The sequence below is a fragment of the Stenotrophomonas sp. YJH_SMC_106-19 genome, assembly GCF_059368375.1.
The window spans coordinates 1-13415 of the sequence record NZ_JCAFRQ010000003.1; the positions used below are offsets into that span (position 1 = coordinate 1).

Consider the following 13415-nt stretch of genomic DNA (forward strand, 5'->3'; position numbering starts at 1 on the left):
CAGGATCTGGGTACGGGTCAGTTCAGCGGTTTCCTTGGCGAAGTCGGTGTCCTTGATGCGGCTGCGCGAGGCGGACAGGTTCTCCGTCGAGGTCTGCAGGTTGGCAACCACCGAGGTGAAGCGGTTCTGGATCGCACCCAGGTCGGCGCGGGTGTTGTTGATCGAACCCAGTGCCTTGTCGACCACTTCCAGCGCCTGCTGGGCACCCTTCACGGTGCTGATGTCGACGTCCTTCAGCAGCTTGCCCGGTGATGCACCGGTGCTGGCGGTGGCGGCGGCGCTGTCGAAGCCGGTGACGCCGGCGCTGGTGCCTGCGGTGGCGGACATGGCGACGAACTTGCCGTCCTTGTCGACGCTTTCCTTCACCGAGGTCAGGTTGATCTGGCCGGCGGTGGTGCCGTCGAGTTCGGCGTAGACGCCGGTCTCACCGATCTTGGCGTTGATCGCGGTCACGGTCGCCGCGGCCAGGGCAGCCTGGTCCTTGGCGGCGTCGCCGGTGGAGGTGATCTTGACATCGGCGATCTTGATCGCCGAGGTCAGGCCGCCGCCACCGATGGTCAGGCCGGAATAGGTGATTTCCTTGCCCGCATCGGCTGCGACGCTATCGCCTTCGTCGATGGCGATGGTGTTGGCGTCGAAGACGGCATTGCCCAGCGCGTCGGCCTTGGCATCGACCACCTTGTCGATGGCGATGGCCTGGCCGGCGTTGGCACCGACCTGGAACAGCTGGCTGGAGAACGAGCCGTCCAGCAGCTTGGTGCCGTTGAACTCGGACTGCTTGGCAACGCGGTCGATTTCGCTGACCAGCTGGGTCACTTCGGCCTGCAGCGCCTTGCGGTCACTGGCCGAGTTGGTGGCATTGGCGGCCTGCACCGACAACTCGCGGACGCGCTGCAGGTTGTTGCCGATCTCGGTCAACGAGCCTTCGGCGACCTGGGCCAGCGAGATGCCGTCGTTGGCATTGCGGATGGCCACATCGGTGCCGCGGATCTGGGTGCCGAAGCGCTCGGAGATCGCCAGGCCAGCGGCGTCGTCCTTGGCGCTGTTGATGCGCGAACCGGAGGACAGGCGCTGGATGGTGGTGGCCAGCGAGCTGCCGCTGGTGCTCAGGTTACGCTGAGCATTCAACGACATCGTGTTGGTGTTGATGACTTGTGCCATGAGGAGAGGTCCTTGAGCGGTTGCACGTGAGTTGGGTCAGACGCCCCCGACGTGCCCCGGGAGCGGCTCATGTCAGCGCTGCAACAGGCTGAGCACGTTCTGCGGCACCTGGTTGGCCTGGGCCAGCATGGCCGTGCCGGCCTGCTGCAGGATCTGGGTGCGGGTCAGTTCGGCGGTTTCCTTGGCGAAGTCGGTATCGCGGATGCGGCTGCGCGAGGCCGACAGGTTTTCGGAAGAGGTCTGCAGGTTGGCGACCACCGAGGTGAAGCGGTTCTGGATCGCGCCCAGGTCGGCGCGGACGCTGTTGACCGATTCCAGGGCCTTGTCGACGATCTCCAGGGCCTGCTGGGCGCCGGCGACGGTATCGATCTGGATGTCGGCGACGTGGGCGGCAGCAGTGCCGGCGGCGGGGGCGTTCAGATCGGTTGCGGTGGCGGTCGGCCCCATCTTCACGGTCACACCGGCCACGGTGTTGTCGGCCTTGACCGAGGTCAGGGTGACTTCGCCCGCGGTGGTGGACTGCGCGGCATGCAGGCCGGTTTCGCCGATCTTGCCGTTCAGGGCAGCAGCCAGCGCCTTGGTGGCGCTGTCCTGGTTGACCTTGCGCACCGCAGCGATCTCGGCGGCGGTGGCCGGCGCGCCCGGCGGGGTGGTGTAGTCGAACGTGACGTCGCCGATGCTGACGTCGCCCACCGTGATGTTGGCCAGCGTGCCGGCGGCGGCATCGACGGCTGCGTCATCCAGGGTGGCGCTGCCAGCGTTGACGAAGGTCGTCGCGCCCAGCGAGTTGGCCTTGGCGTCGACCACGCTGTTGATGGCGATGGCCTGGCCGGCGTTGGCACCCACCTGGAACAGCTGGCTGGTGAAGCTGCCGTCGAGCAGCTTGGTGCCGTTGAAGTCGCTCTGCTTGGCGACGCGGTCGATTTCGCTGACCAGCTGGGTCACTTCGGCCTGCAGGGCCTTGCGGTCGCTGCTGGAGTTGGTGGCATTGGAGGCCTGCACGGCCAGTTCGCGGATGCGCTGCAGGTTGTTGCCGACTTCGCTCAGCGAACCTTCGGCGACCTGGGCCAGCGAGATGCCGTCGTTGGCGTTGCGGATGGCCACGTCCAGGCCGCGGATCTGGGTGCTGAAACGCTCCGAGATCGCCAGGCCGGCGGCGTCGTCCTTCGCGCTGTTGATGCGCAGGCCGGACGAGAGGCGCTGGATGGTGGTGGCCAGCGAGTTGCCGCTGGTGCTCAGGTTGCGCTGAGCGTTGAGCGACATCGTATTGGTGTTGATTACCTGTGCCATGGGGTCGTCTCCTCTTATTTGGAACCCGTAGGTGAATGGAACGAAGCGCCGCCTGTTTTTTGTTTGGCTGTGTGCTTCGCCGTTGCCAAATGAATAACGGCGCTTTGTCAACAACCTTTAGGCGTGAATTCCGATGAACCGGAAAAAGCCCGCGGGACGCTGTTTTTCCGGGGTTTCACCGGCCTGGAAGGGGGGCGGGCAGGGGTGGCGGGCGCCGCTGGTGGCGCCGGGTGGGGCGGACCTGGGCGCGCGGGTCGTCAATGAACGCGCGCGGCGCACCGGCGGGCGAGGCAGCGGCAGGGTGCTGCGGAAACGAAAAAGGCCGCGATGCAGGGCATCGCGGCCTTCATGGGCGTGTGCGGGAAACGGATCAGCCGATCTTGTTGAACAGCGACATCGACTGCATCTGCGAGAAGATCGTCTGTGCAGCCTGCAGCGCGGTGCTCTGCAACTGGTACTGACTCAGGGCATCGGCGTAGTCCAGGTCGCGCATCTGTGACAGGGTGGTCTTCAACGTCACACTGTTGGCTTCGCGCATGTCCGCTGCATTGTCCAGCGCCTTGAGCTGCGAGCCGCCGGCAGCACGCGAATCGATCATCCGCTCGGACGCGCGGCCGACGTCACGCAATGCACTCTGCAGCTGGTTCTGCTGCGCCGCCAGCTGTGCGGTGCTGCCGGTATCGGCGTCGAGTGCGGCGATCAGCTTGTCCATCGTCGCGAAGATGTCGCGGCTGCCGGCCGGCTGCACGTTGAAGGTATCGCCGGGCTCGGCAGCGCCGGTGATCTGCAGGCGCACGCCGTTCACTTCCAGTTCGTCGCCGGGCTTCAGGGAGCCGGTACTGGTCACGTTGCCCGTTGCGTCCAGCACCTCGTACTGGTCGCTGGCGGTGAAGCGCACGCTGAAGGCCTGGCCGTTCCAGCTGTCGCTGCCGTCGCGGGTGATGTTGGTCAGCACGCCCTTGCCGGTGTTGCCTGCGGCGGCGCTGCCGTCGACGAAGCCATCGCCGGTCGGAATGCGCATGAAGATCTCGCTGCCGGGCAGGGCGTCGAGCACGTAGGTGTCCGGCCCCACTTCCACCTGGCGCTGGGTCTGGTCGCCGCGATAGACCACCTTGCCGTCGATCTTGGCGAACGGCGGATCGCCGTCATGGGTGCCACCGAATACATAGCGGCCGGTACCATCGCTGCTGTTGGCCAGCGACAGCAGGCCGTCGCGGATCTGGTTCAGCTCGGTGATCAGGGTCTTCTTGTCCGCGGCGCTCAGCGCCGGATTGCTGGCCTGCAGCGTCAGATCGCTGACGCGGCCCATCAGATCGTTGACCTGGGCCAGTGTGTTCTCCTGCACGCCGAGCCGGTTCTGCACGTTGCCGGCGTTGAGGCCCATCCGCTCGAGGGCCGCCAGGCTGCGGTCCAGGCCCACGGCGGTGCCCGCGGCCACGGGATCGTCCTTGGCGCTGACGATCTTGCTGCCGGTGGCGATCTGCTGCTCCAGGTGATTGAGCTTGGCCTGCTTGGCCAGCATCAGCGTCACCGACTGGTTGAACATCATTCCGGTGGAGATGCGGCTGCTCATCGGCGGACGGCTCCCAGGATGGTCTGGAACATGTTGTCGGCAGTGGAAATCAACTGCGAGGCGGCCTGGTAGGCCTGCTGCAGGCGGAGCATGTTCGCCGCCTCCTCATCCAGGTTGACGCCGGAGATTTCGTCGCGCGCGTCCTGGGCCTTCTCGTTGATCACCAGCTGCGCTTCAAGCGAGTACTCGGCTGAGCGCGCTGCCGCGCCGACCTGGGTGGTCAGCCCGCCCAGTGCGCCGTTCAGGGTGACGGTGCCGCTGCTGAACGCCTTGGCGCTCTCCACCTTGGCCAGCCTTGCCGCGTTGCTGTTGTCCGAAGAGCCGGCCGGGGTCGGGGTGATGTTGAAGGTGTCGCCGGTGCGCGGTGCACCGTCGAGAACGAAACACCAACCGTTGGCGCTGATGGTCTGGCCCGGGGTGTAGGTCTGCGGTGGGCCACCATCGATGGTGTAGGTGGTGGCGGAAGTGAAGACGATCGCCGCAGGATTGCGCAGGTCCGCATGGCCGGCATCGGTCACGGAGACGCCGCTGAGCTTGCCCGTACCGGTATTGGCGGTGGCGGCGGCGCCCTTCACGGCAGCCGCGGCTGCGATGCGCGAGGGATCGGTGATGGCGATCTCCAGGCTGCCGGCCACGCCGGCAGTGGGCTGCAGCAGGAAGCGGTCGTTGATTGCCGGCGTGCCGCCGACCACCAGCTCGACGCCGTTGATCACCAGCGGATCGGCGGCGGTGCCGGTGCCGGTCAACGGAATGCTGGCGCCGGTGTCGGCGCGGCTCGCCTTCCACTGCGTGCCATCGAACTGCAGGACGACGTTCTGCGCGTCCAGCTTGCCGAGATCGCCGAAGCTGGCACTGATGCTGGCCGTCCCGCTGTTGCCACTGTTGGCCGTCACCCGCGGCGTGCCGATGTTGAAGAAGTCACCGCCGAGCTGGCCGTAGAGATCCACGCCCTGGTGGTGGACCTGGTTGAAGGTGTCGGCCAGGCCGATCGCCAGCTTGCCCAGTTCCGCCTGCGCCGGGGTCAGCACGGTGTCGCGGAACTCCATCAGCCCACCGATCTGGCCGCCGACGGCCTTGGGATCCAGGGTGATGGTGTTGCCCTGCGTTTCCAGCGCCAGCTGCAGGCGCTCGGGCTGGTACGGATCGGCCACGGTGGTGACCCGGGTGGCGGTGGTGCCGACCACCAGTGCGTTGCCGCCAGCGGTGTAGACGTTCATCACGCCGCCGTCCTGGATCACCGCGGTGCCACCGGTATAGCCGATCAGCTGCGAGATCAGCTGGTCGCGGCGATCGAGCAGGTCCGGAGCCGCGCTGGCGATGTTGGTACCGATGGCGCCGTTGATCTGGGCGATCTCCTGCGCCAGCCGGTTGACCTCGGTCGCTCCGGCGAGCAGGCCGTTGTTGACCTCACTGTTGAGGTTGTTCAGATGGGTATTGAGCTGCACGAAACGGTTGGCCAGTGCCTTGCCACCGTCCAGCATGCTCTGCCGGTCGGCCGTGCCGGAGGCATTGGAAGACAGGCCGCTGACCGAATCGAAGAAGTTGGACCAGACGCCTGCGACGTTGGTGGCGGCGTCGGAGAACAGGGCGTTGACGCGGTCGGCCATGCCGGACAACTGCTTCAGGCGTGCCAGCTCGCCGCTGCTGTCGAGCAGGCGCGAGATCGCCAGCTGGTCGGCAGTGCGCCGGATGTCGGTGATGCGCGTGCCGTTGCCCACCGTGCCGTAGCCGAAGTTCTGCGGATCGGCCGTGGCGAAATTGACCTTCTGCCGGCTGTAACCCGGCGTGTTGAGGTTGGCCACGTTGTGGCTGGTGGTTGCCAGGGCGCGCTGGAAGGCGAGCAGGGCACCGGTACCGGTGGAAAGTACGCTGGACATGGGGTTCCTCAACGACGGGTGGTACCCAGCGCCGCTGTTGCGGTGCTGGCGAAGGTCTGGCCAAGGCGACTGCCGGCATCGGTCACGGCGGCGACGGCACGCTCGATGGTCGGGCCGCCGGCGATCGCGGCGATCTTGGCCGCGTAGCGCGGATCGGTGGCATAGCCGGCCCGCTGCAGGCCCCGGGCGAAGCCCTGCACATCGGTGCCGGCCTGCAGGGCCTGCTGGTAGCGCGGGCTGGTCTTCAGCAGGCGCACGTAATCGGCGAAGCTCTCGGCCGGCGAGGTGTAGGCGCGGAAGCTTGCGGTTTCATTACGGCGCACGCCATCGACGTACTCATGGGTGCCGGCCACCGCACGCTGCCCGTTCCAGCCATTGGCCTTGATGCCGAACAGGTTGTGCGAGGTGCTGCCATCGGCGTGCTTGATCTGGCGCTTGCCCCAGCCGGTTTCCAGTGCGGCCTGCGCAACCAGCGCGCGTGCGTCCACGCCCAGCTCCCGGGCTGCGCTCTGCGCGTGCTGCCAGATGCTGGCGACGAAGCCTTCCGGGGTATGCGCACCCAGCTGGGCAACCGCGGTGCGGGTCGCCAGCGCGTCGGTCGTAGTGCCGCTGCCACGGTTGCTGGCAGTGGCGGCCCACTGGTCGTTGCGGGCTGCCCAGTCGGGGCCGTCAAGCCCGGCGATGTAGGGATCATCGGTGCCCAGCGACCGGTGGACGCTGCTGCTTTCGCGGCCGGCGATCAGGTCCAGGGCCTGTTCCATCGGCGCGATGGCGGCCGATGCATCCTGCTGTGCACCTGCGGCCATCTGCTGCAGCATGCGTACGGCCTGGCCGGCGTCCTCCAGCGGCAGCGACGGCGCCGCCTTGGCGGGCGCGTTGAGCTGATAGGCCCGGCTGGCCTTCGCAGCGCCGATGCCGGTATCCAGCGCCGGTCCTTCGGCGGTCGCTCCGGACAGCTGGCGGGTGATCATGGCCGACAGCCCGAGTCCCTTGCCACGGGTCATCGCCTCGGCGATCTTCTGGTCGTACATCTCCCGGAACATCTTGTTCTCACCGGGAAAGAGCGAGTCGCCGAAACTGGCATCGCGCATGCTCTTGACCAGCATCTGCGCGAACTGGCCTTCCAGCTGCCGCGCGACCTTGTCGATCCTGGCCGGGTCGTTCTGCTGCGCCGGATTCAGCTCGAAGGCGGGGGTGATGCGCATGTCAGATCACCTCGAGTTCGGCGCTCAGCGCGCCGGCCTGCTTCAGTGCTTCCAGGATCGCGATGAGGTCGCCCGGCGCGGCGCCGACGGCGTTCACCGCGTGCACGATCTCATCCAGTGTGGTGCCGCCATTGAACTTGAACATGCGGCTGCCATCGTTGGTGGCGGTGATGGTCGACTGCGGGCTGACCACCGTGCTGCCGCCGGCCAGTGCGTTGGGCTGGCTGACGTTGGTGTTCTCCTGGATGGTCACCGTCAACGAGCCGTGCGAGATCGCCGCAGGGCCGACGCGGACCTGCTGGCCGATGACCACCGTGCCCGTACGCGAGTTGACCACGACCTTGGCCGGGGCGCTGCCCGGGGTCAGCTCCAGGTTCTCGATGCGGGCAAGCAGGCCGATGCGTGCACCCGGGTCGGTCGGCGCGGCCACCGCCACAGTCACGCCGTCGACGGCGCGTGCCGCGCCTTCGCCGAAGGCGTTGTTGAGCGCGGCGACCATCCGCGAGACGGTGGTGAAGTCGTTGTTGTGCAGGTTCAGGGTGATTTCGCCGTTGGCACCGAACACATCCGGCAACGCGCGTTCGACCGTGGCACCGTTGGGAATGCGGCCGACGCTGGGCACGTTCACCGACACCCGCGAGCCATCCTTGCCCTGGGCACCGAAGCCGCCCACGATCAGGTTGCCCTGTGCGATGGCGTAGACCTGGCCATCAGCACCGCGCAGCGGCGCCATCAGCAGCGAGCCGCCACGCAGCGACACCGCGTTGCCGATCGAGGACACGGTGACATCGATGGGCTGCCCTGGCTTGGCGAACGGTGGCAGTTCGGCGTGGATCGCCACGGCGGCGACGTTCTTCAGCTGCGGATTGACGTTGGCCGGCACATTCACGCCCAGCTCGCCCAGCAGGTTCTTCAGGCTCTGCACGGTGAAGGGGGCCTGGCTGGTGCGGTCGCCACTGCCATCCAGGCCGACCACCAGGCCGTAGCCGACCAGCGCGTTGCCGCGCACGCCGCCGACCTGGGCCAGATCCTTGATGCGCTCGGCATTGGCGGGCGCAGCCACTGCCAGCAGCACCAGGCAGCACAGCGATGACAGACGGTGCCAGGAAGAGAAGAAGGTAAGCGTCATGGCCATGCTCAGAACGGCGTCAGGCCGGAGTTGAAGAAGCGGCTCAGCCAGCCCATCGCGTTGGATTGCGCGACCGGACCGCGGCCGCCGTAGACGATGCGGGCCTCGGCCACACGGCTGGAGGGAAGGGTGTTGTCCGGGCTGATGTCACCCGGGCGCACGATGCCCTGCACCTGCACCAGCTCGTCGCCCTGGTTCAGGCGCAGATTCTTCTGTCCCTGCACGACCAGGTTGCCATTGGGCAGGCGCTGGATCACGGTGACCGTGACGCTGCCCTGCAGGCGGTTGCTCTGTGCGCTGTTGCCCTTGCCGGTGAAGTCGCGCGCGCCCTTGGCGCTGGCGCTGAGGATGTCCTTGCCGCCCAGGGTGACCGGCGCACCGAAGATCGAGGGCGTCCCCAGGCTCAGATTCGATTCCTTGTTGGTGGCGGTGTTGGCGCTGGTCTGCGCGGTGGTGTTTTCCAGCAGCGTGATGGTCAGCAGGTCGCCGACATCACGCGCGCGGCGGTCCGAGTACAGCTGCAGGGTTGGCCCTGCCGCATAGATCGCACCGGCCGTCGGCTCCGCCTGGGGCGGCATGATCGGCTGCAGCGGCGCCATCGCGGGGTAGGGGCGCACGTCGCCGGCAATCACGCAGCCGCCGAGCAGGGCGGCCACCGTGCTGGCGAGGACAGTGCGGGCGAGGGTGGAAGTGGGCGACATGGCGTTATCCCGGTTGGGCCGGTCAGATCTTGTTGTTGAGGTAGGCCAGCATGGAGTCGGTGGTCGAGATCGCCTTGGCGTTCATCTCGTAGGCGCGCTGGGTTTCGATCATCGACACCAGCTCCTCCACCACGTTCACGTTGCTGCCCTCGAGCGCACCCTGGACCACGTTGCCGAGCCCGTTCAGGCCCGGATTGCCGTTCTGCGCCGGCCCCGAGGCGGTGGTTTCCAGGAACAGGTTCTCGCCGCGCGCCTGCAGGCCTGCGGGATTGACGAAGTCGGTCAGGGTCAGCGCACCGATTTCCACCGATGCGGCGTCGTCGGCCATCTTCACGCTGATGGTGCCGTCGCTGCCGATGGTTACCGACTGCGCGCCTTCGGGAATCTGGATGCCGGGCTGCACCGGGTAACCGCTGTTGGTGACCAGTTCGCTGTCCTGGTTGATCTTGAACGAGCCGTCGCGGGTGTAGGCGGAGCTGCCATCGGGCAGCTGCACCTCGAAGAAGCCCCGGCCATTGACCATCACGTCCAGCGCGCGGCCGGTCTGCTGCTGGCTGCCCTGCTCGAAGTTCTTGGCGGTGGCCACCACGCGCACGCCCGTGCCCAGCTGCAGGCCGGTCGGCAGCTGGGTCTGCGCCGACGATGCGCCGCCCGGCTGGCGGACCTGCTGGTACAACAGATCCTCGAAGCTGGCGCGGTCCTGCTTGAAGCCGGTGGTGTTGGTGTTGGCGAGGTTGTTGGAAACCACCGACATGCGCATCTGCTGCGCATCCAGTCCGGTTTTCGCGATCCACAATGCCTGGTTCATCTTCGGAGTCCTGTCTGGCTGAAACCGGCCGCGTGCTGCGGCCCATGGGGTACGGCGTGCAAGCGGTGTGCCAGTGCCGTTACGCGGCGCCGGCGGAATTCCGTCAGCTGCCCAGTCGCAGCAGGCTGTTGGCGCTGCGTGCGTTGTCATCACCGTGCTTGATCACCTGCACCTGCATTTCGTACTGGCGTTGCAGCTGGATCATCTGCACCAGTGCACCGGCGGCATCGACGTTGCTGCCCTCCAGCTGGCCGCTGTGCACGGTGGGCCCGAGGGCCTGGGCGAACGGCTGCAGCGGATCGGTGTTGCGGAACAGGCCATCAAGACCGCGCTCGAGCCGTTCGTCCGGTGCCTGCACCACCTTGATCCGGCCGATCATGGCCATGGTCTGCGGGCCTTCACCCTGCGGGATGATGGAGATCGTGCCGTCGTTGCCGATCTCCATCGCCTGGTAAGGCGGAATGGCGATCGGGTTGTTGTTGTCATCTAGTACCGGGCGCCCACCGGAAGTTACCAGCTGACCGTTCGGTGTCACCGACAGTGCCGCGCCGCGCGTGTACGCTTCGCTGCCGTCGGTGGACTGCACGGCCAGCCAGGTGCCGGTCTGCAGCGCCAGGTCCAGCGGCTTGCCGGTGATGTGCTGCGCACCGGGCCGGCGGTTGAAGCCGGCGTCGACGTGCAGCGCATCGACCCGCGAGGCAAAGCCCCGGCCCTGGATCGGGAAGGCCTCGGTGTTGGCCAGCGCTTCCTTGAAGCCGGGGGTATCGGAGTTGGCGAGGTTGTGGCTGAGCGTTCCCTGCGCCTGCAGGGAGGCGCGGGCACCGGTCATCGCCACGTAGAGGGCTTTATCCATGCGGGGAGTTCCGTGACAGGGTCAGCGGCTCATCAACGGATGTTGATGACGGTCTGGGTGATCTGGTCCTGGGTGGTGATCATCTGTGCGTTGGCCTGGAAGTTGCGCTGCGCGGTGATCATGTTGACCAGCTGCTCGGTCAGGTCGACAGTGGACGCCTCCAGCGAGCCGGCCTGGATCTTGCCGAGGTTGGAGGTGTCGGGCATTCCGGTACGGGCCGTACCCGAATCGAACGTCTCCGCCCACACGTTGTTGCCCTTCTGCTCCAGGCCCTGCGGGTTGTTGAAGGTGGTCAGCGCAACCTGGCCGAGCGGCTTGTCGTCGCCATTGGAGTAGCGTGCGTAGACCACGCCGGTGTCCGACACCGTGATTTCGTTGAGCTTGCCCGCGGCGTAACCGTCCTGCTGGGTGTTGCGCAGGGCGAACTTCTCGCCGTACTGGGTCGAGCCGCTCACGTCCAGGGTCATGTTCAACTCGCCCGCGCCGGTGGTCGGGGTGAACGTGCCGAGGCTGATCCTGCCGTTGGCCGGTGCGGTCAGCTTGCCGCTGTTGTCGAAGGTGACCGGCGTCGGGGTACCTGCGGGCTCGCCGTCGACGAAGTTGTGCACGGTCCACTGGTTGACGCCGGCTTCCTTGACGAAGTACGACACCTGGATGTGGCTCACGCCCAGCGAGTCATACACGGTAATGCCGCCGCTGGAGTGGTTGTAGCTGTTGGAATTGGTGGCATCGAACGGCTGCACCGTCGGTTCCTTGGCGTTGGCCGGCAGGGTGAAACCAACCTTTACATCGCTGGTCTGCCGGGGCGGGCTGTCGGTGGTCAGCAGCTGCAGGTCGATCATGCGACCGGCGTCGAAGTTGGTGCCGTCGGCGTTGGGCGCGAACACCTGCAGGCGCGCGCCCTGCGGGTTGGTCACGTAGCCTGCGGCATCGGTCTGGAAGTTGCCGGCACGCGAGTACACCCGCTGGCCGTTCATGTTCATGGTGAAGAAGCCCTCACCGGAAATCGCCATGTCCAGGCTGCGGCCGGTCTGCTCGTTGTTGCCCTGGATGAACTGCTGGGCCACGTTGGAGACGCGCACGCCCGAGCCGACCGCGTTCTTCGACAGGCCGTAGCTGGTGGCGGCGAACAGGTCGGCGAACTCGGCGCGCGACTGCTTGAAGCCGGTGGTGTTGACGTTGGCGACGTTGTTGGCGGTGACGCTCAGGTCGGAGTTGGCGGCATTGATGCCGGACAGCGAGACATTGAAGCCCATGGGATGCTCCTGGTAGATGCGGGTAGGCGGCTCAGCTGACGCGGAGCACGTAGTCGATCGGGGCCGTGCCCAGGCCCTTGAGGTTCAGGTACAGGCCATCGGAACCGACGGTCACGCTTTCCACCGGTGCCTGCACATAGGTGGACAGCTTGGTGCTCTTGCCAGCGGTATCGACATGGTTGGCGACCACGCTGTACTTGCCCGGCTCCATGCGGTTGCCGGCGGCATCCTTGCCATCCCACTGGAATGCGGTTTCGCCCGCGGCCTTGGCCTCGACGCTGATCGAGGTGACCTTGGCGCCGTTGGCATCGGTGATGTCCACGGTGATGATGCCGGCGCCGGGCGCGGCCACCGTGCCCTCGACGCTGCCTTCGTTCTCCAGCACCAGCTTCTCGGACGGCACCAGCACCTGGTGTCCCACCAGCGCGGCGCCACGCAGCACCTGGTCGCTGGCCATCGACTGCTGGAAGCCCTGCACCGTGGTGTTCAGATCGGTGATGCCCTGCACGGTCGACATCTGCGCCATCTGCGCGACCATCTGCGTGTTGTCCATGGGCTTGAGCGGGTCCTGGTGCTGCAGCTGCTCGGTCATCAGGCGCAGGAAGTCGGCCTGGTCCAGGGTGTTCTTCTTCTTGGTGGCGTTGCTGTTGGGAGCATTCAGGCCCAGTGCGGAGTAGACGTCCTGGCTGGTCTGGTTGTTGACGGCAGTGGTCATGGCGGTATCCGGTACTGCGGGCCTCAGCGGCCCATGGTCAGGGTGGCCAGGGCCAGTTCCTTGGCGGTGGTCAACATCTCCACGCCGGCCTGGTAGTTGCGTGAGGTCGAGATCAGATTGACCATCTGCGCGACAGGATCGACGTCGGGCTGGTAGATGTAACCGTCGGCGTCGGCAAGCGGGTGGCCGGGCTCGTAGCGCTTGATCGGCGCCGCCTCGCTGCGGGTGATTTCCTTCACCTGCACCGAGGTGATGTTCGGGTCGTCCTTGCTCGTGACCGCCTGGAAGATCGGCTCCAGCGGCTTGTAGACGGCCTCGGCCGAGCCGGCAACGGTGTCGGCGTTGGACAGGTTGGAGGCGATGGTGCTCATGCGCACCGACTGCGCCTGCAGCGCGGAGCCGGCGATGTCGAAGATCGGCAGGTTGCTCATGGCTTATTGCCCCGTGATCGCGGTCAGCATGGAACGGACCTTGCTCTCGACGAAGCTGAGCGATGCGCGGTACTCCAGCGCGGCGCGACCGTAGGCGGCGCGCTCTGCATCCGGATCGACGGTGTTGCCGTCAAGGCTGGGCTGGACACCCTCGCGCGTGATCTGGAACGGATTCAGGCCGTTGTTGATCGCATAGTGCTGCTCGTGGGTGGTGGCCATCAGGCCGTTGCCATCCTGTCCCTGTGCGCTGCGCAGGGCGGCGTCGAAGTCCAGGTCCTGGGCCTTGTAGCCGGGGGTATCGGCATTGCCGAGATTGCTGGCGATCAGCTTCATCCGCTGTTCGCGCAACGGCATGGCCTGGGCATGTACGCCCAGGTAGTCGGTAATCAGGTTGCGCACGATGCACTCCCAGGGGA

Annotated in this window: 13 protein-coding genes; all 13 read right to left on the minus strand. The window is 66.6% G+C overall.

The window, feature by feature from the left end; translation table 11 throughout:
* Window positions 1-1161 (minus strand): flagellin (locus tag AC5P5M_RS10865; RefSeq protein ID WP_495205861.1); only part of this gene is annotated, 1161 nt, incomplete at its 3' end.
* Between the two features lie 72 nt (window positions 1162-1233).
* On the minus strand, window positions 1234-2451 hold the full coding sequence (locus AC5P5M_RS10870; protein WP_495205862.1) for a flagellin: 1218 nt from the start codon (window positions 2449-2451) through the stop codon (window positions 1234-1236).
* A gap of 370 nt (window positions 2452-2821) precedes the next feature.
* Window positions 2822-4024 carry a flagellar hook-associated protein FlgL gene (gene flgL, locus AC5P5M_RS10875; RefSeq protein ID WP_053517905.1) on the minus strand — a complete coding sequence of 401 codons (1203 nt, stop codon included), beginning with the start codon at window positions 4022-4024 and terminating at the stop codon, window positions 2822-2824.
* A complete protein-coding gene (gene flgK / locus AC5P5M_RS10880; RefSeq protein ID WP_495205863.1) occupies window positions 4021-5901 on the minus strand; it encodes a flagellar hook-associated protein FlgK in 1881 nt (626 codons plus the stop codon). The genes flgL and flgK overlap by 4 nt, the downstream gene beginning before the upstream one ends.
* An 8-nt stretch (window positions 5902-5909) precedes the next feature.
* Complete coding sequence (gene flgJ / locus AC5P5M_RS10885; RefSeq protein ID WP_476341599.1) at window positions 5910-7106, minus strand: flagellar assembly peptidoglycan hydrolase FlgJ; 1197 nt, start codon at window positions 7104-7106, stop codon at window positions 5910-5912.
* A gap of 1 nt (window position 7107) precedes the next feature.
* On the minus strand, window positions 7108-8235 hold the full coding sequence (locus AC5P5M_RS10890; RefSeq protein WP_414487527.1) for a flagellar basal body P-ring protein FlgI: 1128 nt from the start codon (window positions 8233-8235) through the stop codon (window positions 7108-7110).
* Window positions 8236-8243: 8 nt separating this feature from the next.
* Window positions 8244-8936: a flagellar basal body L-ring protein FlgH gene (flgH, locus tag AC5P5M_RS10895; RefSeq protein WP_253118440.1), complete on the minus strand. Its 693-nt coding sequence runs from the start codon at window positions 8934-8936 to the stop codon at window positions 8244-8246.
* A gap of 22 nt (window positions 8937-8958) precedes the next feature.
* On the minus strand, window positions 8959-9744 hold the full coding sequence (gene flgG / locus AC5P5M_RS10900; RefSeq protein ID WP_053517910.1) for a flagellar basal-body rod protein FlgG: 786 nt from the start codon (window positions 9742-9744) through the stop codon (window positions 8959-8961).
* A 103-nt stretch (window positions 9745-9847) separates the two neighbouring features.
* Window positions 9848-10597, minus strand: coding sequence for a flagellar basal body rod protein FlgF (locus tag AC5P5M_RS10905; RefSeq protein ID WP_065175709.1), 750 nt, complete (start codon window positions 10595-10597; stop codon window positions 9848-9850).
* Window positions 10598-10629: 32 nt separating this feature from the next.
* Window positions 10630-11853: a flagellar hook protein FlgE gene (gene flgE / locus AC5P5M_RS10910; RefSeq protein ID WP_053517912.1), complete on the minus strand. Its 1224-nt coding sequence runs from the start codon at window positions 11851-11853 to the stop codon at window positions 10630-10632.
* Between the two features lie 31 nt (window positions 11854-11884).
* The gene (locus AC5P5M_RS10915; RefSeq protein WP_053517914.1) at window positions 11885-12568 is read right to left on the minus strand and encodes a flagellar hook assembly protein FlgD; all 684 of its coding nucleotides are present in this window, start codon (window positions 12566-12568) and stop codon (window positions 11885-11887) included.
* Between the two features lie 23 nt (window positions 12569-12591).
* Window positions 12592-12999, minus strand: a complete 408-nt coding sequence (gene flgC, locus AC5P5M_RS10920) for a flagellar basal body rod protein FlgC (RefSeq protein WP_053517916.1) — start codon at window positions 12997-12999, stop codon at window positions 12592-12594.
* 3 nt (window positions 13000-13002) lie between these two features.
* Window positions 13003-13398 (minus strand): flagellar basal body rod protein FlgB, encoded by a 396-nt coding sequence (gene flgB / locus AC5P5M_RS10925; RefSeq protein ID WP_476341593.1) that lies wholly within the window; start codon window positions 13396-13398, stop codon window positions 13003-13005.
* Window positions 13399-13415: the final 17 nt, after the last annotated feature.

Excerpts from the sequence above, each read along its gene's own strand:
- AC5P5M_RS10870 (WP_495205862.1), bottom strand. The coding sequence starts at position 2,451 with ATGGCACAGGTAATCAACACCAATACGATGTCGCTCAACGCTCAGCGC.
- flgL (WP_053517905.1), bottom strand. The coding sequence starts at position 4,024 with ATGAGCAGCCGCATCTCCACCGGAATGATGTTCAACCAGTCGGTGACG.
- flgK (WP_495205863.1), bottom strand. The coding sequence starts at position 5,901 with ATGTCCAGCGTACTTTCCACCGGTACCGGTGCCCTGCTCGCCTTCCAG.
- flgJ (WP_476341599.1), bottom strand. The coding sequence starts at position 7,106 with ATGCGCATCACCCCCGCCTTCGAGCTGAATCCGGCGCAGCAGAACGAC.
- AC5P5M_RS10890 (WP_414487527.1), bottom strand. The coding sequence starts at position 8,235 with ATGACGCTTACCTTCTTCTCTTCCTGGCACCGTCTGTCATCGCTGTGC.
- flgH (WP_253118440.1), bottom strand. The coding sequence starts at position 8,936 with ATGTCGCCCACTTCCACCCTCGCCCGCACTGTCCTCGCCAGCACGGTG.
- flgG (WP_053517910.1), bottom strand. The coding sequence starts at position 9,744 with ATGAACCAGGCATTGTGGATCGCGAAAACCGGACTGGATGCGCAGCAG.
- AC5P5M_RS10905 (WP_065175709.1), bottom strand. The coding sequence starts at position 10,597 with ATGGATAAAGCCCTCTACGTGGCGATGACCGGTGCCCGCGCCTCCCTG.
- flgE (WP_053517912.1), bottom strand. The coding sequence starts at position 11,853 with ATGGGCTTCAATGTCTCGCTGTCCGGCATCAATGCCGCCAACTCCGAC.
- AC5P5M_RS10915 (WP_053517914.1), bottom strand. The coding sequence starts at position 12,568 with ATGACCACTGCCGTCAACAACCAGACCAGCCAGGACGTCTACTCCGCA.
- flgC (WP_053517916.1), bottom strand. The coding sequence starts at position 12,999 with ATGAGCAACCTGCCGATCTTCGACATCGCCGGCTCCGCGCTGCAGGCG.